Origin of the sequence: Lysinibacillus canaveralius, assembly GCF_047301505.1 — a bacterium.
Classification (GTDB): Bacteria; Bacillota; Bacilli; order Bacillales_A; family Planococcaceae; genus Lysinibacillus_B.
The window spans coordinates 3,535,786-3,555,944 of record NZ_CP154840.1; the positions used below are offsets into that span (position 1 = coordinate 3,535,786).

Annotated in this window: 20 protein-coding genes; 1 reads left to right on the forward strand and 19 read right to left on the reverse strand. The window is 44.3% G+C overall.

Going from position 1 to position 20,159, the window contains the following annotated elements:
- Positions 1–34: 34 nt before the first annotated feature.
- The 14 genes from AA0Y26_RS17885 to AA0Y26_RS17950 form a co-directional block, all read right to left on the reverse strand.
- Positions 35–814, reverse strand: coding sequence for an HAD-IIA family hydrolase (locus AA0Y26_RS17885; protein ID WP_413363394.1), 780 nt, complete (start codon positions 812–814; stop codon positions 35–37).
- Entirely contained in the window at positions 795–1,625 is an 831-nt protein-coding gene (locus tag AA0Y26_RS17890; protein WP_413363395.1) for a sugar phosphate isomerase/epimerase family protein, read from the reverse strand. Before AA0Y26_RS17890 ends, AA0Y26_RS17885 begins: the two co-directional genes overlap by 20 nt.
- 20 nt (positions 1,626–1,645) lie before the next feature.
- Positions 1,646–2,758: an ABC transporter ATP-binding protein gene (locus AA0Y26_RS17895; protein ID WP_413363396.1), complete on the reverse strand. Its 1,113-nt coding sequence runs from the start codon at positions 2,756–2,758 to the stop codon at positions 1,646–1,648.
- 11 nt (positions 2,759–2,769) lie between these two features.
- Positions 2,770–3,594 carry a carbohydrate ABC transporter permease gene (locus tag AA0Y26_RS17900; protein WP_413363397.1) on the reverse strand — a complete coding sequence of 275 codons (825 nt, stop codon included), beginning with the start codon at positions 3,592–3,594 and terminating at the stop codon, positions 2,770–2,772.
- The gene (locus AA0Y26_RS17905; RefSeq protein WP_413363398.1) at positions 3,581–4,498 is read right to left on the reverse strand and encodes a carbohydrate ABC transporter permease; all 918 of its coding nucleotides are present in this window, start codon (positions 4,496–4,498) and stop codon (positions 3,581–3,583) included. The genes AA0Y26_RS17900 and AA0Y26_RS17905 overlap by 14 nt, the downstream gene beginning before the upstream one ends.
- 63 nt (positions 4,499–4,561) lie before the next feature.
- Positions 4,562–5,866, reverse strand: a complete 1,305-nt coding sequence (locus AA0Y26_RS17910) for an ABC transporter substrate-binding protein (RefSeq protein ID WP_413363399.1) — start codon at positions 5,864–5,866, stop codon at positions 4,562–4,564.
- 161 nt (positions 5,867–6,027) lie between these two features.
- Entirely contained in the window at positions 6,028–6,627 is a 600-nt protein-coding gene (locus AA0Y26_RS17915; protein ID WP_413363400.1) for a glycerol-3-phosphate responsive antiterminator, read from the reverse strand.
- A gap of 302 nt (positions 6,628–6,929) precedes the next feature.
- Positions 6,930–8,105, reverse strand: a complete 1,176-nt coding sequence (locus tag AA0Y26_RS17920; RefSeq protein ID WP_413363401.1) for an iron-containing alcohol dehydrogenase — start codon at positions 8,103–8,105, stop codon at positions 6,930–6,932.
- Between the two features lie 12 nt (positions 8,106–8,117).
- Positions 8,118–9,539 carry an aldehyde dehydrogenase family protein gene (locus AA0Y26_RS17925; protein ID WP_413363402.1) on the reverse strand — a complete coding sequence of 474 codons (1,422 nt, stop codon included), beginning with the start codon at positions 9,537–9,539 and terminating at the stop codon, positions 8,118–8,120.
- Positions 9,540–9,544: 5 nt separating this feature from the next.
- Positions 9,545–10,948: a hypothetical protein gene (locus tag AA0Y26_RS17930; RefSeq protein WP_413363403.1), complete on the reverse strand. Its 1,404-nt coding sequence runs from the start codon at positions 10,946–10,948 to the stop codon at positions 9,545–9,547.
- A gap of 523 nt (positions 10,949–11,471) precedes the next feature.
- Positions 11,472–12,473: a LacI family DNA-binding transcriptional regulator gene (locus AA0Y26_RS17935; RefSeq protein ID WP_413363404.1), complete on the reverse strand. Its 1,002-nt coding sequence runs from the start codon at positions 12,471–12,473 to the stop codon at positions 11,472–11,474.
- Between the two features lie 171 nt (positions 12,474–12,644).
- Complete coding sequence (locus AA0Y26_RS17940) at positions 12,645–13,112, reverse strand: hypothetical protein (protein ID WP_413363405.1); 468 nt, start codon at positions 13,110–13,112, stop codon at positions 12,645–12,647.
- Between the two features lie 185 nt (positions 13,113–13,297).
- Positions 13,298–14,719 carry an amidase gene (locus tag AA0Y26_RS17945; RefSeq protein WP_413368294.1) on the reverse strand — a complete coding sequence of 474 codons (1,422 nt, stop codon included), beginning with the start codon at positions 14,717–14,719 and terminating at the stop codon, positions 13,298–13,300.
- Entirely contained in the window at positions 14,709–14,891 is a 183-nt protein-coding gene (locus AA0Y26_RS17950; protein WP_413363406.1) for a hypothetical protein, read from the reverse strand. The genes AA0Y26_RS17945 and AA0Y26_RS17950 overlap by 11 nt, the downstream gene beginning before the upstream one ends.
- A gap of 155 nt (positions 14,892–15,046) precedes the next feature.
- On the opposite strand from AA0Y26_RS17950, the gene AA0Y26_RS17955 reads away from it, so the two are divergent.
- On the forward strand, positions 15,047–15,250 hold the full coding sequence (locus AA0Y26_RS17955) for a hypothetical protein (protein WP_413363407.1): 204 nt from the start codon (positions 15,047–15,049) through the stop codon (positions 15,248–15,250).
- 129 nt (positions 15,251–15,379) lie between these two features.
- Here the strand turns inward: AA0Y26_RS17955 and AA0Y26_RS17960 are convergent, their stop codons facing one another.
- The 5 genes from AA0Y26_RS17960 to AA0Y26_RS17980 all read right to left on the reverse strand — a co-directional run bounded on the left by AA0Y26_RS17960 (position 15,380) and on the right by AA0Y26_RS17980 (position 20,034).
- On the reverse strand, positions 15,380–16,276 hold the full coding sequence (locus AA0Y26_RS17960; protein ID WP_413363408.1) for a hydroxymethylglutaryl-CoA lyase: 897 nt from the start codon (positions 16,274–16,276) through the stop codon (positions 15,380–15,382).
- Positions 16,277–16,295: 19 nt separating this feature from the next.
- Entirely contained in the window at positions 16,296–17,651 is a 1,356-nt protein-coding gene (locus tag AA0Y26_RS17965; protein ID WP_413363409.1) for a tripartite tricarboxylate transporter permease, read from the reverse strand.
- A complete protein-coding gene (locus tag AA0Y26_RS17970; RefSeq protein ID WP_413363410.1) occupies positions 17,648–18,088 on the reverse strand; it encodes a hypothetical protein in 441 nt (146 codons plus the stop codon). Before AA0Y26_RS17970 ends, AA0Y26_RS17965 begins: the two co-directional genes overlap by 4 nt.
- Positions 18,089–18,091: 3 nt before the next feature.
- Positions 18,092–19,348, reverse strand: coding sequence for a hydroxymethylglutaryl-CoA reductase, degradative (locus AA0Y26_RS17975; RefSeq protein WP_413363411.1), 1,257 nt, complete (start codon positions 19,346–19,348; stop codon positions 18,092–18,094).
- A gap of 137 nt (positions 19,349–19,485) precedes the next feature.
- Positions 19,486–20,034 carry a helix-turn-helix domain-containing protein gene (locus AA0Y26_RS17980; RefSeq protein ID WP_413363412.1) on the reverse strand — a complete coding sequence of 183 codons (549 nt, stop codon included), beginning with the start codon at positions 20,032–20,034 and terminating at the stop codon, positions 19,486–19,488.
- Between the last annotated feature and the right edge of the window lie 125 nt (positions 20,035–20,159).

Below are 20,159 nucleotides of genomic sequence, written 5' to 3' on the forward strand. Positions count from 1 at the left end.
AGGCAGCAGATTGACGATGGCATGCAGTATAGAGCTAGAAAATTAACTCGCTCAAATTCGAAATAATATAATCCGGCTTATAGGCTGATTGTTCAACATGCTGGATTGTTGCAGCACCCGTTAATACGAGACAAGTAGGCATTCCTACTGTTTTCCCAAGCAAAATATCCGTCTCAAGCCGATCACCTATTATTAAGCTGCTCTTTGCCGGCACGTTTAATAGCTCCAGCATCGCATGGGCGAAATAGGCGGTCGGCTTGCCGATCATCGTCTCGATTTTCGTCTCCGCTGCTGTTTCTATCGCCTTTGCAATAGACATCGTATCCGCCTGCAGTCCGCCCGGAATAGGGCAGGCTGGATCTGGATTCGTCACGATCAGCTTTGCACCGTTACGGAGAGCGAGCATCGCATCGTTCAATTTTTGATACGTAAATTGGCGGTCCAGGCCTACTACAACATGCGTTGATTCAAATGGATCTGTCGTCTGTGCCAACCCGAAATTCTCAAACTCCTCATGCAGCGCCCCTTCGCCTACAATAAATGCAGTACTTGCACGATCATTTTCAGACATGAATTTAGCCGCTAAATACGCGGCTGTTAACACTTCCTGTTCCTGAACATCAATCCCAAAGTTACGTAATTTCCCGGCAGCACTTGCTCTTGACTGCGTCGGTGAATTGGAAATGAACAGCACCTTTTTATTTGCTTTTCTGAGCTTTGACATCGTGTCCAGTACATGCGGCAGCACTGTATCACTCACATAAACCGTTCCATCCAGGTCAAAGCAGAATGCATCAAACAGCGCCGTATTCACTGATATGCCCTGCCTTTTGGGTAGTGGAAAGCTCATTTACTAACCGCTCTTTCCCTTTTTGCAGCAAACTCAAATCTGTGCCGGGGGCGTATTCTAACACAAGCTCACAAACGATTTGTTCCGTTCGCAGCACTTCAAAAATAGAAGCCCACTCGACCGTTCCTTCCCCTATCGGTAAATGCTGGTCCCCATGGCCGTCATTATCATGTACATGCAGTCCCGCCAAGCGGTCCTTCACATGATAAATCACAGCAGCTATGTCCCATCCGTTCAAATTGGCATGGCCGATATCCAGTAAATATTTTGCACTGCTATCCACATCACCTAAAAAATGCTCATATTCTTCCTGCGTAAATAAAGACGTTCCGTTATACCCCACATTTTCAATCGCCAATGTTACGTTCAACGGCTTTGCGATTTCACATAGCTGCTGGATATACATTTTTGCCCGGCGCTTTCCTAATTCCTTATCAAATGGCGGAGCAAAGCAAAAACCGGGGTGAATGACGACATGGTATGCCTGAATCCTGCCCGCAAATTCAATGGCCTTTTTATATTCCAGAAACGATGCTTCACGAATCGCTTTATTTTCGCTCGTCAAATTTATGTCCCATGCCGGGGGATGCACGGTATATGCTACATCCAAAGCAAGTAACTGCTCGGTTAAAGCCGGGAACAATGCCTCCATCTCATCCCATTTATCGCCATCCATTAAAAGCTCCACTACATCAGCCCCATGCTGGATAAGCTTTTTCACATTTTCAACTATCTCATTTGTAATAAGCACTAAATCCGAATAACAAATCTTCATCGTGAATTCCTCCATGTTGTTTAATTGAATACAGGTACTCTACTCACCATTTTTTCTGGATAGCCGATAGAATTAGTCGTTGCCTTATCAAAGATATGCATATGCTGAACATTTGGACGAATGTACACCTGCTCTCCCGCGTGCCACTCTTTTTCGGAACTCAATACAATTACTTCTTCGTTATGGAAGTCTAGATAAACCGCATACTCCGCTCCTAAATTTTCAACCGATTTCACAGTGGCAAACATCACATTTTCCCGAGGCTCTTTCATTATTTCCACATGCTCCGGCCGGATACCGAAAACCATCTCCGAGGACTTTGCCTTTTGGATCTGTTCCACCCATCCATCAGGAATAGCCATTTTCTGAAGCCCAAATTGAATGTGTCCGTCATAATAGACCATCTCCAAAATATTCGTCGGAGGTGCACCGATAAATTTCGCCGTGAAAATATTAGCCGGCCGATGATAGACATTTTCAGGCGTGTCGATCATTTGAAGGACACCTTCATTTAACAGCGCGATACGGTCACCTACTGTCATCGCTTCAATTTGATCATGTGTCACATAAACAATTGTTTGCTTATACTTTTCATGAATCTTGACTAATTCCTTTCTGGCAGAAACACGAAGCTGTGCATCTAAATTCGAAAGGGGTTCATCAAGCAGGAAGAAATCCGCCTGTTTTACGACCGCTCGTGCCAATGCGACACGCTGCCGCTGTCCTCCCGATAAGTCCTTTGGCAAACGGTCCTCCAGTCCTCTTAGCTGCAGCATCGTTAATGCATCCTCCAGGCGGGCGGCTATTTCCTTTTTGGGCACCTTCTTCATCCGAAGCGCATACACGATATTCTGTTTGACCGTCATATGGGGATAAAGCGCGTAGTTTTGAAACACCATCGCCACTTCACGTTTCCCGCTTGGCACCTCATTCACTAATTTGCCGCCCATGTATAGATTGCCTGATGAAATATTTTCAAGCCCTGCAATCATACGGAGTGTCGTTGACTTACCGCATCCTGATGGACCAAGTAAAATCAAACGCTCCCCTTCATGAATCGTGAAATCCAATTCTTTCACAACTTCTGTATTTCCATAGCTTTTTTTCACGTTTTCAAAACGTATTTCTTTCATGACCGCTCCTCCTATTTAATCCCGGATGAAGTAAATGTTCCGATAATATAGCGCTGGAACATCAAATATAAGGCGAGTGGAATAATCATGGTGATCACTGATACAGCCATCGCTACCGTAAAGTTCGTACCGCCCTCTGAACTGATATACATTTGCAGTGCCAGTGGAAGCGTAAAGTTTTCCGTGCTTTTTAAAATCAGCACGGGCCATACATATTCATTCCATGCCGTAATGAAAAACCAAATACTTGTCGACGTGACTGCCGGTCTTGCAAGAGGCAGCACGATATCCTTCATAATTTGCCAATGACTCATATCATCGAGCCTCGCTACCTCAATGAGCGATACAGGAATCGTTCGCAGCGCCTGTGTTAATAAAAAAATCCCCATTGCATCGGCCAGCTGCGGCAAAACAACACCCCATAACGAATCGCTCAGCCCCAGATTCGAGATAATCAAATAATTGGGAATCATCGTTACGGTAAACGGCAGGAAAATCGTACTGATCAAGATGAAATACAATGTATTTTTGCCTTTAAAGATAAAATATACAAAGGCATATGCAGCTAGGAAGGATGTCACTACCTTGAAGATCGTAACTACCGACGCAATAAGGAATGTATTCAACGTAATTTGCAGTGCCGGCAGGCTGTCAAAAAAGGTTTGATAGTTTTCCAATGTCGGGTTAAGAGAAAAAAGCGACAATGGGTTGTTATAAGCATCCTGTAATGTTTTAAACGATGAGCCGACCGCAAAAAAAATCGGGAAAATCAATAGGAAAATCGTGATCAGAAAAACAATATGCCAAGGTACCGATACTTTTTTACTTATTTTCATAGTAAATACCTCTCTCTACATATTTGAATTCCAGAATCAGCAAAATTACAAAGATCACCATCGTTAAAATCGACAAGGCGGCTGAATGGCCTGTCCGGTACAATACAAACGCTTCATGGTAAGCATGATAAATGACATTGGAGCTCGCATAGTTAGGACCGCCCTGTGTAATGACCTTGATCGGTGTAAACGCAAACTGAAGCCCCTGCACAATCGTAATAATGAAAATGTAAATACCTGTAGCGCTGCTCATCGGGACAACGATGTGGAAGAAGATTTTCCATAATGGCACATTGTCCAGTCGTGCCGCCTCGATAATTTCCCTGGAAATTCCGTTAATAGATGCATAGAGCAAAATAAAGTTATAGCCGAAAATCTTCCACGATGTAATAAGGGAAAGAACAAATATAACCCAGCCGTCCAGCTTGCTCCAAATCGGCATTTCAAGCCCGAACCAGCCCATCACAATCGCGACAGGACCAGAAATGGGATTCAAAATCCACGTAAATAAAATCGACCCTACCACCAATGAAATAAAGGCCGGCAAGAAGAACGCACTTTTATAAAAGCCATTCATCTTTCCAATCACAAAATCGAGAATGAACGCAAAAATATACGGGACAGTAAAGTTGATTACAAGCAAAATAAAAATATACACAGCCGAATTCCAAAACACCTTATAAGTAATAGGATCCTTCAACACATTGATATAATTTTGCAGGCCTACAAACTCCTTTGTGGGCTTGATCATATTCCAATCAAAAAAGCTTAAATAAATCGTGTAAAGAAATGGCCAGAACATAAATACGGCCATGATGACCACAGAAGGAAGAAGCATACCATAGGCAAACCATGCCTGTTTATTCGCCGATATTTTTTTCAAGGATGCTGTCAAAGCACTCATTATCTCACCACTTTCACCGGATAAAACATCGGCGGGCAGCTCATACCCACCGATATAAGAGGGTTATTCCAATAATTTATTAATCGCTTCCTGCGTTGTCGTCAGCCCTTCTTCAACGGTAATGGTACCGCCTAAAATTTGATCACGGACATCCAATAACAGCTGCTCGGCCTGCAAGCCTGCATCCCCCGGGAATGAAGTCCAAGGTACGATCACATCCATTTGGTCTACCGCTGCCTGCATCATTTCATTTTCCTCCAGGAATTGCTTCAGACCATTTTCCGCATCCGCTACCCCTTCACGCGGCGGTACATACCCTGTGCCTTCCGTCCATTTCGCAACCGATTCTACACTATACAAGAACTTCATGAATTCCCAGGCAGCCTTTTGCTGCTCCTCCTCTTGCGCCGTAACGGCCAGCATTGCCCCACCGGCAGGCAGCTTGACTTCTTTTCCTTCCCAAGCCGGCGATTTCACTGTTGCTACATCAAATTGTGCGTTATTTTGTACATTTGAACGCTGTGCAATCGTTGTATAAAGCATCGCCACGTTGCCATCGATAAAGCTTTGAATCCCTTGATCCCAGCCGATATGCAGCGCTGTCTCTTCCTTCACGATCATGTCCGCCCATAATGAATACGCCTCGATTCCTTCCGCGGACGCAAACGTTGCTTTGCCATCCTTGATCATTTGGGCACCGTTGCTTTCCAGTAAAGCCTGTGTTGCCCAGTTATCCGCCGGTTCTTGTAAATAGAAGCCGTATTTGCCTGTTTCCTCTTTAATCACTTCCGAGAACTCTTGTACTTCCTGCCACGTTTTCGGACCATTTTCATCCAAGCCGGCCTCACGCAGCAAATCACGGTTAATGTATAATACCGGGTTGCTTAACGAATATGGAATTCCTACCTGGGAACCTTCGCTATTTTTCGCAAGGTCCATAACATTCGGTAAGAAATGATCTGTCAAAAATGTTTTATCTTCCTCAAAATGCTGATCAATAATTGACTGCGGCTCTACATAGGAAAAGTTATTGGAGAAATAATCCAAAAATGCCCAGCCGATCTGCACGACTGCCGGAGCATTGCCGGCTGCTGCTTCCGCTTGCAGATTTTGCATTAACCCTTTATACATATCCGGATTAAACTTAGCCACTACTTCTACTGTGTCACTTTGTGCATTGAATTCTTCCACCAGCTCTTCTACTGTTTTTCCGCCTTGGGTTTCCGCATTGACATGCCAGTATTCGATTTTTACCTTTTCGCCTGATGCTGCAGCATCAGTCCCTGCAGAACCACCTTCCGAATCTTTACATGCAGCCAATACAACCACGCATACACACACCAGCAAAAACTTTGTTAAAGCCCTCATCCAATCTCCTCCCAAGTCTCTTAGGCATCACAAAAAGAGGCCGCAAAAAGTCATGTACAGCTTTACACGACAAATTGCGGCCTCTCTTATCAGCGCCTGAGTCTATTTACTTCTCACTTACTACTATAAAGACAAAATGTTAATCCAGCATTGACAGCATATTAATTAATTGTGTTGTAATTGTGAATACTATTTTTCCATAGCTCGGTATTGGATGTTGTTACCGCTGCTGCCCCGTTTTGCAGGGCCTCAATCGCATCCTTTTCCGTATTCAGCAGCCCGCCCGTTAGTAAAGGCTTATCCGTAACAAGCGAAAGTTTCTTGATAAAATCCGGTGCCCTGCACGGCATAATTTCGATAATATCCGCCGCAGAATCATTGACCGATTGCTCCAATTGACAATAAACTTCCGTATCAATCAAAAAGACACGCTGAATGACAAACATTTTCTTCTGCTTTGCCTTTTTAATGACATTCGATTTCGTCGTCACAATCGCAAACGGCTTTACTATATTATAGAGGAAATCGATACCGTATTGATCCAGCTGCAGCCCGCCAATCTTCTCCACATGCAAAATAACCGGCAGCCCTTCATCATGCAGCAGCTTTACATACTGATGCACCGTTAAAATATTGCCTGTCATCAGGATCACCGCACTCAAGTTTTGTTTATATTTGATCGCCTTTTCAAGCGCTTTTGGCTCCTTGATTGCAGCGATCATCCGATGCTTTTCAAGCCTTTCCTGAAATACCTTCAACATGATATCCCTCCTTCTCTCTATAATAGAAGAGAAAACCATGCATATGGTGATAATTTGATAAACATAACATATTGTTTACACTCTGTTTACTTCTCCTATTTTTGAGAAGGGCAGCAGCAATGAGCATGAAAAAGTTTTGATTTAAAGCTACATGAAGAGGCGGAATGCGCTTTTTGTAACTCCTCAAAAAACAAACGCCCGCAAGTTGAAAATCTTCAACGAGCAGGCGTTCATTTTTTCATCCATTAGCAGATTTCTTTTCGTTCATTGAGCAGTCGGAGAACGTTTTACCTGCCAATAGCTTAATGCTCTACAATCACACCGTCATAGGCAGCTTTGTAGATTTTGAAAATATCCTCTTTCAACAATGGAAGCGGACTGCGGGCTAAAATACGCTTTTGCTCCACCGCGTCATTTGTCAGACCTTCCAGTGCATCCTCTGTAATATCGAAGCCTTTCAATGTAGACGGAATGTTGACATCCTCCACTAAACGCTTCAGCTCCGCTACACATTTATAGGAAGCTTCCTCTTGCGAGAGGTTCGCAGAGCTGAAGCCCATTGCGTCATAAATATCCTTCATGCGTTTTTCACAGCTGCTGCGGATATAGCCCATCACGTATGGAAGCAGTACGGCGTTTGAATCCCCGTGTGCGATATGGAACTGACCGCCAAGCGGATAAGCCAGTGCATGTACACCTGCTACTCCGGCATTGAAGAACGCAAGACCCGCTAAATAACTGCCATAGCTCATATCCGTACGCGCCTGCTTGTTTTCTCCTTCGAACACCGCTGTGCGAAGGGAGTTGCTGATCAGGCGAATCGCCTGAAGTGCCAGCGCATCCGATACAGGGCTCGCATTTTTTGAAATATATGCTTCGACCGCATGTGTCAGCGCATCTACACCTGTTGCAGCCGTTACTTTTGGCGGCAGTGAAATCGTTAGTTCCGGATCAACAATCGCAACATCCGCCAGCAGATAATCATGCGTCACGACATCCTTTGTCGTTTCAAGTGACAGCACGGAAATATTCGTGATTTCCGAGCCTGTACCGGATGTTGTCGTAATCAAAATCGTCGGCAAGCCTTTTTTCGATACTTGCTTCGACCCTGTTAAATTCAAATAATCAGCAACTTTTCCTTCGTGTACAGCAAGCACGCCAGCGAGCTTCGCTAAATCCAGCGCACTGCCGCCGCCTAGACCAATCACTAAATCAAATGCATGGTCCCGTGTATAGGCGACCAATTTTTCACCAACAGCAAGCGGCGGTTCTGGTACTACCTCTGTATAAAGCTCCGTCGTCACACCGATTTCTGCCAGCGGTTTTTCTACCTTATCCGTTAAGCCTAAACCCTTTAAAAATGGATCGGTTACAACCAATACTTTCTTTGCGCCAAAGCGCTGCACTTCACCAGCCAAATGCGCCAGTGAGCCCCAGCCAGTATAGCTAATCGGGGCAAAAGTAATTTTTTCTGCCATTGTAGTTCCTCCTTACGCTTGATTCCAGACGATTAATTTTGATTCGACCATTTCATGGATGGCGTATTTCAGTCCTTCTTTGCCTGTTCCGCTTTCCTTTACGCCGCCGTACGGCATTTGGTCTACACGATATGTCGGGATATCATTAATGATGACACCGCCAACTTCAAGTTTTTTAGATGCTGCAAATGCTGTCTGGATATCCTTAGTGAAAATCCCTGCCTGCAGACCGTAAGTTGAATCATTGATTGCCTGAATTCCTTCTTCAATAGAGCTGATGCGATTCACGCTCACAATCGGTGCGAACACTTCCTGACAGCTTACCTTCGCATGCGATTCTACATTGTGCAAGATGGTCGGTGCGAATACCCCATCTGCAATCGAGCCGCCTGTTAAGACTTCCGCTCCTTTTGCTGCAGCTTCCTCTACCCACTGCTGCGCACGTACTTGCTCATCTGCATGAATCATCGAAGCAATATCCGTTTCCATATGAAGCGGGTTACCGACCTTCAGCTTCTGTGTTGCCGCGACAAATTTCTCGATAAACTCATCCGCGACCTCTTCCATCACATAAATACGCTGGATCGAAATACACACCTGCCCCTGATTGGAGAAGGCACCGACTACGCATTTTGCCACGATGTCATCGATATTTGTGCCGCGGTCAATAATCAGTCCCGCATTTGAGCCAAGCTCTAATGCAACTCGCTTGAGGCCTGCCTTATTACGGATACCGATCCCTACTGCCGGACTGCCCGTAAATGTAATCATCTTCACTTTATCGCTTGTGACAAGCGCATCACCCACTACACGGCCGCTTCCTGTGACGACGTTAAATGCACCTTTTGGCAAGTTTGTTTGCGCAATCAGCTCGGCTAAAAACAAGGCCGATAACGGTGTTTGGGAAGCCGGTTTTAACACAATCGTATTCCCCGCTGCAATCGCCGGCCCCACTTTATGTGCGACTAAATTTTGCGGGAAATTGAACGGTGTAATCGCGCCGATGACACCGATCGGCTGCGTGATTGTGTAGCCAAAGCGGCCTGCTCCGCCTTTTGCTGCATCCATCGGAATCATTTCACCTGTTAATCGCTTTGCTTCCTCAGCCGCAAATTTATACGTCTCAATCGTCCGGTCAATTTCAGCGAGCGCAAACTTGATCGGCTTGGCACCTTCCAATGAAATGATTTCAGCTGCACGCTGCCGGTTATCCTTGAATAGCTGTGCGAGGTGCTCTAAAATCTCTGCACGCTCAAGCGCTGTTAAACCAGCCATGGCTGGACGCGCCGCCTCCGCCATATCAATTGCCTGTTTTACCTGCTCCTCCGTTGCCTGCGGGATTTGAGCTAATACTTCTTTTGTATGGGGAGAATATAATTCAGTAAAGCCTTGTCCTTCTACCCATTCACCATTCAGATAAAATTGCTTTTGCATAAAGCTTATCCCTCCTGCTTTTCAATTGTTGAATACGGATTGTTTCGTTGGTCTTTCACAAAAGTATTATCTACTTCACCGCGGAAGAAATCACGGCCATAGATTAATAGGCAAAGCACAATTCCTACCGCGAAGCCCCATGCCGCCCCTTTAATGCAAAGTACGGCTGCGATAATACCGCCAATACCTAGATCTGTTTGACTGCGTGCTTCCAAAATACCTACTTTCACACTTACATACCCCTGGATCAATAGCGTAAGAGCAAGTGCGACACCTAAAATCGGTTCTACTAAACTAACAATCGGCAATAGTAATAAACCTGTATTTGTCCCCCAGCGGAATGAACCGATACCGCCAAAGAATGAATCCATTGCCTTGCGCCCTTTTTTGTAGCGCTCGATCATAACGACCTGCATAGCTGTCCAGTTCGGTCCGCACATTGTGACGTCAGGACCTAAAATACTCATGAAGCTGTTACGCATACCAAAGATTAAGTGTGCGCGGCTTGGCAAATACTCGATTTTTTCATCCGGACGAGCTGCCGAACCATCTTCTACTAACACCTTGTTTTGCAATACATCACCGAATAATACAATATAGGCTGCCAGCACTGTTGGAAGCGCTGTCACAAACATCATAAAAGGAGGCAGGCCTAAACCGAATACCGTGTACTCATTCCATAGGGTAATAAAGTCCGGAGATGAGAAGCCCCATTCAATTTTCGGCCATGGTGCTTCACCGAATAATGGTGCAATGACAACGGCAATAATGATGACCGGGAAAATACCGAGCTTTGCAATCGTGCCCCAAAATACGTTGCGCTTTTGGAACTGTGTGAAATGTTTCGAGAATAATAGATAAAACCCAATACCAATCGCGATGGAAATTGTCCATGGGAACATCTCAAAGCGTCCCCCTACCTGGAAGACAGAAATAACCGCTGCCAAACCGGCTCCCATAATAACGCCCGTTTTTAATGCGGGCGGGATTAAACTCACGACACGCGATGCCAGCCCGGTAGCACCTAAAACAAGGCTTAAAATACCAAGCGTCAGCTGGAAGGCTATGAGTGAATGCACCCTTTCCGGTCCTTGCGGGAACTGCTCACAATATAAAATGATGAGCGGAATGGCCGGTGTAATCCAGCCCGGTACGACCGGATCACCTAGTAAATGGTGCAGTAAATAAAATAATCCGTTTAATACGATAATCGCTAACGCTACTTCAAACGGCATACCAAGCAATGCTGTTAATAACGGAATGGCCGATAAATCAACCGCACACATTAATAACCCTTGTACATAATCCGGCCATTCAAAGCGATAATGAATGAATGGAATACGGATTTTGAATGGTCCTGCCGGAATATGGGGGGATTCTTCCCCATATTTACGATCTTTCCATAACATTTGATTTCCCCCAATCAACTTTGTGTGATGCTAGTCGTACGAACTACTATTCAGCAATATGAATACGTAGTCATTTTAGAGAACAAGCACTCTCCAATCAGATAACCCCTGCTTTTCACTAATTGGAGGTTTTTTGTGCCTGCTCAGCAAGCTTGTTGCTTTCCGCTACAGCAGGCTCGCTTTCCCCGGGCATGACCTCAGCCTCCTCAGGCCAACATGATGTTGGTCATAAAGGCGTTGCCACAGGATGTGGCGTTCCTTTATTTTTTTAAACTCCTGCGGGGTCTTCGGCTCATGCGACTGTCACTTTGTTTTCGTCGCAGAGAAAACATTGCTATTCCCGTAGGAGTCTCGCTGCCTTCACTACAATCAACTAGCAAAAGCTATTTGATAAGGTTTTACCCGAAAAATAAGCTCCTTACCTGCTGCTGATATTTAGATAATCAACACAACCTACTATTCCTTTATTGCTGAACTACGTTAGAAATGGTTACGTATTCATTTTTAATGAAATAAAACAGGCTCATCGCCGTTTTATCTTTTTTGTCGTACTTCTTGAAAAAACTTTAACAGACTCCGTAATGTTGATGCAAGAGTTTTTTTTATTTTCTATCAATTCAATCAATCGCTCAATGGCGAGCAGCCCCAGGTTATGCTCCGAGATACTGCCGATTGTCGTTAATTGAATTCGTCCATGCTGGCTCAGCTCCACATTATCAATACCGACAATACTGATGTCATCCGGTACAGCGGCCCCAATCTGTGTTGCATGATCTAAAATATTCAAGGCAATCGAATCCGATCCCGTGCAGATAGCAGTTGGTTTTTCCTCCAGCTCCAGCAGCGCGGCCAACGCATCCTCACAGCCCTTTTTGGATGTATCCGTCTGCAAAATATAATCATCCGAAAGCTCAATTTGATGATCCTCACAAGCTTTCAGAAACCCTTCGTACCGATGCTTAAACGTGCTGACAGTCAGCGGCCCCCCTACCCAGCTGAGCTTCGTATGCTGCTGCTCGATGACATGCTTTGCCGATAAATACCCCGCCTCGAAATTATCGATTTCTACAAACTGCTCGTTATTTCGATGCTTGCGGTTATATGTAATAAACGGAATATTCATCTCCTGCAGACGATTGAAAATTGGGTCATCATACAAAATACACGACAAAATAATGCCGTCTACCTTTGTGCCGATTGCCGTCGCATACGCTTCTGTTAAGTTTTCATCGTTCACAAACTGGACATTTACTTTATACCCTTTTTCCGTCGCATAATTCACAATGGCTGTTGTTGTGTCCACAAAAAACGGGTTATGCAGCGGTCCGGATAACAAGGCAATGGTTTTTGTCTTTTGCTGTACGAGCGACCTGGCATTCGCATCCGGTACATAATTTAACGCTTCGATCGCTTTTAAAACCTTTTCTAACGTCGGCTTTTTTACAAGCTCCGGCGTATTTAATACCCGTGACACCGTCGTTTGCGAAACCCCCGCATATTTCGCCACATCCTTCGAAGAAACCATACGCTCACCCCCTTCTATTACTTCCATTATTTCTTATATTGTAACAAGTAGATTTCCTTTTTTGGAAAGGATTTTTTTCAATCTGTGACGTTCGTTTTCTATATAGCTTTACAATCCTATTAGTGAAATAATATTATTGTTATTTTCCACTCTGTTAGTAAACAATGTCGTTTACGCTTTTATTTTTCTAATTTTAATAGTCGAGCAGTGGATGATGATTGTCGTTTGGGAAAATAAAAGAATTTCATGCTGTAATTTCTTTTTACTCAACGGAAGAATTTCATCGTATCCCCACTCATCAAGCCCTCTCCTGCCGCCAAAAACAATTTCATGGGGTTTGTTTCCGTAGACATTTCGAGTGATATCATAGTCCATAAAAAACTTCCGAACATTTACCCATTGAATTTCATATGTCCCTCCTCCCTCTTCATACTGCTCAATCACCATTTTTACTGTCGTAGGGTCCTTTGTTTTCCCATTTTCTTGATTTAACACCGTCAGCGAAATAACCTTCCCATCATGAAATGAATGGCTTTTTAAAAAGCCCGCTGTCTCTTGATTAAATCGAGGCAATAATTTTTTGAGCTCCTCTGCATAGCCCGTTATATCCCAATGATCATCATCTACAAAAAACTTCATTCAAACATTCTCCTTATTCTAAAAATCCTATTATCCCTTTGCATTTTAGCACAAATATCCAATTTTTATTTTTCTACTATAGCAGCCCCCTTTCCGCAAAATAATAAAGCACCTATGAATGCTAGAATAAAATCTACCATTCATAAGTGCTATTGGAAAATAATTTTTATCTCGTTATTAGCCTTTTATCGATTTGCCAATAGGATTTCCGGCTTTTTGCTCTCCATCAGATTAAATTGCTCCACCGCATAGCCTACATTCAATACTTTGCCCTCCCTGAAGGCTGGCCCGATAATTTGAAGGCCGATTGGCAGCTTGCCTTTGAAGCCGCACGGAACAGTCAAGGCAGGAAGTCCCGTTAAGTTGCTTGGGCCAGTGAACCGGATAATATTATTAATCAAGTCCACTTTTTCACCGTTCAAGTCGACAGTATCATCGCCGATGTCGTTTGCAACAACCGGTAAAGTCGGTGTGATTAATACATCCACCTTTTTAAACAACTCCGTGAACTCAGCCTTTAGCTGTCTCCTTACCTGCTGTGCCTGCAGGTAATCTACTGCTGATGGCAGCTCACCCAATTCAAACAGCAATCGGATATCGTTGCCATAATCCTCTGGTCTTGTCTTTAAGTTGGTATGATGAATAGCGGAGGCTTCTGATAAGGACGTGACAAGCTCTGCCCACTCGGCATATTGAAGTGATGGAATTTTCACGACCTCCACCTTCGCCCCTTGGCTTACGAGTAAATCAATCGCTTTGCGGACGGCATTTTCCACATCGTGATCAACCTGCTTGAAGAAGTAATCTTCATTTACCCCGATGACTAAATCCTTCACGTCCCCCGTCAAGTAATTTACGTATTGATCAACAGGGCGATCGACACAAGTCGGGTCCCGATGATCGAATCCTGAAATGATTTCAAGCATTGCAGCTGCATCTTTTACCGTTTTAGTCATCGGCCCGATATGGTCTAGCGTCCATGCCAGCGGAAAGCATCCAAACTTGCTGACCCGGCCATGTGTAGGCTTCAACCCGACGATTCCGCAAGCCGATGACGGAATGCGGATAGAACCTGCCGTATCTGTTCCAAGTGAGGCAACACTGGCACCCGCTGCCACAGCAGCACCAGAGCCGCCGCTTGAGCCCCCCGGAATCTTCGTTGGATCCCACGGGTTTCGGACCGGTCCAAAATGCGGATTATTATTCGTAATCCCCCAAGCATACTCATGCATGCTCAGCTTCCCTGTAAAAATGACACCGGCCTCCCGCAGCTTTTCGACAACTGTCGCATCTGCATCCGATGAGAAGTCCTTATGAATTTTCGATGCCATCGTCGTTACTTTATCCTTAAAATATAAATTATCCTTTAACGCCAGAGGAATTCCGTGATACATCCCTTTGTAATTGCCACTTGCAATCTCTGCCTCAGCTTTTTCCGCTTCTTTCAACGCTTCGTCATCATAGAAGTCAATATAGGAATTAATCGCCTCCTGGCTTTGATGCGCGAAAGCCAAAATCTCTTTTGTCAGCTCCACAGGCGATAACTGCTTCGATTCAAGCAATGGCGCCAGTTCCTCAACAGATTTCAAATGCAGATTACTCATGATGATCACCCCCTGCAATATTTTTTAATGCAATATCCGCGTCATCAATTTTAATCCCATCCAAATCCCCCCGCAGCTCACTCATTTCCTTCCACCGTGCTTCCAAGATCTCTAGATGTCCTTCTTTTGGAGTAATACCTTTACTAACAAGCATTTGTTCAACTGTTAATCTCATGAATATTGCCTCCTTTAGTAGCGAATTCTCTCGCATATATCTATCATAAACTTAAATATACCAAATTTGTTGAATTTTTAGAAAGTTCGTTAGAAAGACTTACCACTACCCTCTTAGTCCTATTTTTTCAAGCTGGCAGAGACGTCGTTATGTAAGTGGAAAAACATTTGCTTGTTACCCAGCTCCCGTTAAAAACGGAGCTTACTCAAAAGAATAACTCTTCAAATATCAACCCGACTGTCGGACATAAAAATACGATCCGTATTGTTCTTTACGAAGGCAACTTATTCGAGTATAACTTCGCATCACCTGCATTTTATGCAATGCTGCAAAAAATTACAGAATACATTATACGGTGAAGGTATAATAGGAGAGGTCTTAAGCGCTTGAACTATTTATCGAAAAAGCGCAACAAAAAGCCTTTACCTCATACTGCTTACAGCCTACCTAAAAAAGGATGCGGGAAGAGAATCCCCACATCCTTTTTCTTACTTGCTTTGCACTTTATACACTTTACTGTCAGGTTGTCTATGCATTGCCAGCTGTAAAAACTGCGTCGCTGCAAACAATTTTTCTTCATCAATATTTGTCTGCACGCTTACACGATGCAGGAAGTTCACTAAATCATTTGTTGATACATTGCCGCTTGCACCCGGGGCATAAGGACAGCCGCCCAAACCGCCGATCGCACTGTCGTATTTTGTAATCCCGCACTCAAGTGCTGCAAATATATTCGCTAACGCGCGGCCGTACGTATCATGAAAATGAAGGGCAAATAAATCACGGTCATATTGAGTGAGCAGCTCTGATAAAATAGACTTCACCTGCACAGGGTCTGCCACGCCGATTGTATCGCCGAGCGAGATTTCCAAAACGCCCATCTCTAAATACGCATCAATGATTTTCTTCACTGTCTGAAGCGTTACTTCGTCACCGAACGGACTGCCGAATACAGTCGAAATATAGCCTCTTAGTCGTATGCCTTCACGATTTGCTGCTTCAGCTACCGCCTTTAAGTTTTGCAGAGATTGGTCGATGGACGCATTCACATTCTGTTGATTGTGCTCCTCGGAAGCAGAGATAAATAGCGCGATTTCATCCACCTTTTGTTTGACGGCCCCTTCCATCCCTTTCAGATTCGGCACAAGTGCTGCATACGTTATTTTTTCATCACGTGTGATTTGTTCGAATACTTCATTGTGATCGGCCAGCGCCGGTATCCATTTAGGACTGACAAAAGAGGATACTTCGATGTGCCGGACGCCTGTTTCGCTGATTAAGTTGATCCATTCTACTTTCAAATCGGTTGGAATAAATACTTTCTCATTTTGTAAGCCGTCACGCGGGCCGACTTCTCTTATTTCCACTGCCTTTGGTAAGGTCATACAGATATACCCCCTTTCGCTAAATGCCGAACAGCTGCAGCATAATCCAGCTTGATGCGTAGAATACCATGAACTGGACACCAGCCCCGACACCTAAAATACGGTTCAATAAACCACCGACAGTTGCGACGGTGAATGTTAACACAACCCCGACGAGCTGTGCCTCGTTATAGGCAAGCAAGAACGCCAGTCCGATGAACATCGCTACAATCGCTTCCTGGCTGATATATTTTAATACCAAAACAGACGCTTTACGAGCATAGTTCATCGCAAACGGATAGGCAATTAATACCCCGATACTAATACCGATCAGCCCGAAAATGAAGAAATCCCATGAAGACATTAACGTGTGCAGGTTGTTTACCGGCTCTACCGTAAACACGGGCGGTGCATTAAACAATGGCGATGCCGGTCCAAGTGCTACAGGGCTTAACGGAATACCGAATGCAATTAAAGGAATAATAGCCTCAGCAATATAAGTCGACTCCGTTACACCGTTCATTACCGTAAGACTCGTTGTTGATTTTTTATAGGCTCCTTTTGTGCGGGAGCCGACAATTTCACCCATCAAAGACGTCATCCCTACAGGACTGAATACGAATGTGAGGGAGGAAAGAAACGTTGTAATGCTCGTAAAAATGGACTGCCGTTTCGATAAGATTTTAAATGGATTCGGGAAATACCCTTTCCACGATTTCGTTTCTGGGGCAAGGTTATATTCATTCGGCTTAGCCCGCGTTAAATCATTTTTGGCAACAGGAGATGCCGCCATCAAAATATTACAAAACATCGGTCCAATAGCGATCCCTAAAAAGAAGGTGATGCTTAAATGCTTATCCAGCATCGCAAAGCTGACGCTGTCTAACGCTTTAATGAAAAAGGCAAATGGAATAATGATTAAAATACTTGCCCATTTTCCCTTGGAGAAGAAGGCGATTAAAATTGCGGCAAGCGTAAAAATAATGCCCGATGAAGATTTAAAGAAGTCGGCAAATTGCCCTAAAAACTGCCCTAAAAGGACCGCCGTCGGTAGTGCGATAAATGCACCGATGACACCACCTGAAATCATTTTCCGCAGGGCAACGTGCGGCATCCCCAAACGGCGCAATGTGTTAGCGTGATCGATTAACGGGACCGCCGTGGTATCACCGGGAATTCCTAATAAAGCGGTAGGTACAGCATGCGTTAAATGCTTTGCCAGTACCCCTGCCATAAAGAAGGCAAAGACACCTTCAGGAGGCGCCCCCAGCAAGATTACCAGCAATGTGATCGGGACCATAATCGCTGTTTCGTCCGTGCCCGAAATAAGTCCGATGATGGTAAAGATAGCCGCACCTAAAAGGGCAAAAAGAAGCGCTGTTAAATAAATACTCATTTTTTATCCGCTCCTTTCAGGCTTTGCAGGCTGGAAAGCACACCAAAATCCTCGAGCTCTTTTTTTGTCACCGGGTCTTCCTCGATTAACCGTATTTCCTCGTCGATATCAATCTGTAAATCTTCAAACGCTTCCTTTAAGGAATGGCTGGATGTCTCGTCTTCTACTAAAATACGCTTCGGTTTAAAAAGAATCGTATTGATCGCGACAACGATCAAAATACCGGCAATCCCTGTCAGCAGTGAATACGAGTTGATCATCTGCGGCTCTGCAAACTTCGGAAATATCCACTGGCCCAGCTGATAGCCTAGAAAGCTGGCTGCCACACTTAAAATAATCGAAATAATTAACTGATTACCGGAAACAGTGTCCCCTAAAATCTCGATAAACTTTTTATCATCTGGATTTTTTTGCTCATTATGTTGAGTAGTCGCCATATTTTACTCACCTCGCAGAGAGTTTGTAATCTCTAAAACACGATCATATCGGAAATCCTTTTCTTCCACCGCCTGCTGTACGACCCGGTCAATAATATCGCCTGTTGCACCGGCCATCACAGCCAGGTTTTTCGCATGCAGACGCATATGACCGGACTGGATGCCTTCTGCTGAAAGCGCCCGTAAGCTTGCCAGGTTTTCTACTAATCCTACCGCGGCAATGTAGCTGGCCAGTTCCTCTGCCGATTGCACGCCCATAATTTTCAGCGCTGCTTTTGCTGCAGGGTGAGTCTTTGTAGCCCCTCCGACAATGCCGACAGCTAACGGCAATTCCAGTGTACCAACAAGGTTGCCTGCTTTATTCAGCTCCCATGTCGTTAACGAACGGTATCTGCCGGAACGGGCAGCATAGGCATGAGCCCCTGCCTCAACAGCACGTGTATCGTTCCCCGATGCCAATACCGCCGCGGTAATACCATTCATGACCCCTTTATTATGTGTGGCAGCCCGGTACGGATCCGCATCCGCAAATTCATAGGCACTTACAATATTTTTAGCGATTTCAATACCGCCGAGCATGTCTGTCGAGAATTCACCGCGTGCACGCACAATACGTTTATCTGCTAAATTTGAAATAATGCGCAGCACGACCCGGCCATTTGTAATTCGTTCGATCAATGGTGAAACGGATTCCGCCATCGTATTGACAGCGTTTGCACCCATCGCATCCTTCGTATCGACGATCAGATGTACGACAACCATTGTTTCTTTTGCCGTATCGATTAAGTGCACCTCTACATCCTTTACGCCGCCGCCCAACTTTACAAGCGTCGGATCTTTTGCGTTACAGTGCTCGATGATTTCATCTTTATGTTCAAAAATTTTCGCTCTCGCTCCATGCGGGTCATCAATATTCAATACTTGGATCTGCCCGCGCATCACTGTCCCCGAGCTGGAAGTAAAAATACCGCCCAGCTCATATGCTGCACGTGCGGCATTACTGGCCGCAGCAATGACTGACGGTTCCTCCGTAGCCATCGGAATAAATACCTCTTTGCCATTCACCTTGAAATTGGCCGCTACCCCCAGCGGCACTGAAATATGTCCAATAACATTTTCAACCATTGCATCCGCAAGCTCTAATGGAAGTCCGCTTCTTAATGCTTCAACTTCCTCATTTGTTAAATTGGATTGCTCAGCGATCAGCTTGATTCGCTCTTCTACAGAAAGTAAATAAAACCCTTTAATACGTGAAGTCATCCCCATACCCCCAAAATAAAAAAGTGTAATACTATTCAACTTAGTTGAATGATATTACACCAATTGTAAATTGTCAGAACATAATTGTAAACAAGAAAGTTGTATTTTCGATAATATTTACGTTTAAACGAATATTTTTAATCCTCAACATAAATTGTCAATACTTTTGAGTTTTCCGTAGAGTTGTTAATAAAAATATGCTCCTTCTTCCCGGAAAAATAAGCGGAGTCCCCCTCTTCCAACTCGTAAAATTTATTATCGTATTTCAAGATAATACCCCCGGAAATCACATAAATAAATTCATCATTATCGTGGGTATACGGCGCCAAATTTTCCGCCCCATTATGTACAGTGACAATAGAAGGATTGATATTACTCATATAGCTTTTATTTGCGAGCAGCTCATATTGATAGCCGAGTTCATTCGTTTCCACCGTCTCATTGCGCTCTTTTTTAGAGACAATGGAAATACCGTCAAACTGCTCCTGAATCACAAACCAAGCCATCGGTACATCAAATATTTCCGCAATCTTGGACAATGTCGCCAGGCTCGGCGTCGCCTTGCCGTTTTCGATTTTCGAAATATGGCTTTTCGTTAAATTGATCTGCGTGGCTAACTCATCCTGGGACATTTTGTTTTTCTTCCGCATCTGCTTAATTTTTGTCCCAACTTCTAGTATGTTCATCTATTCCATTCCCCTCGATCCATTAGGCTTTTTACAGTAACTATACTATATTTTCAAACGCATCATAGGCAAATTTGGGAAATATAGACTTTGAACATGATCAGGTAAACAGGAGAGGAATCGTG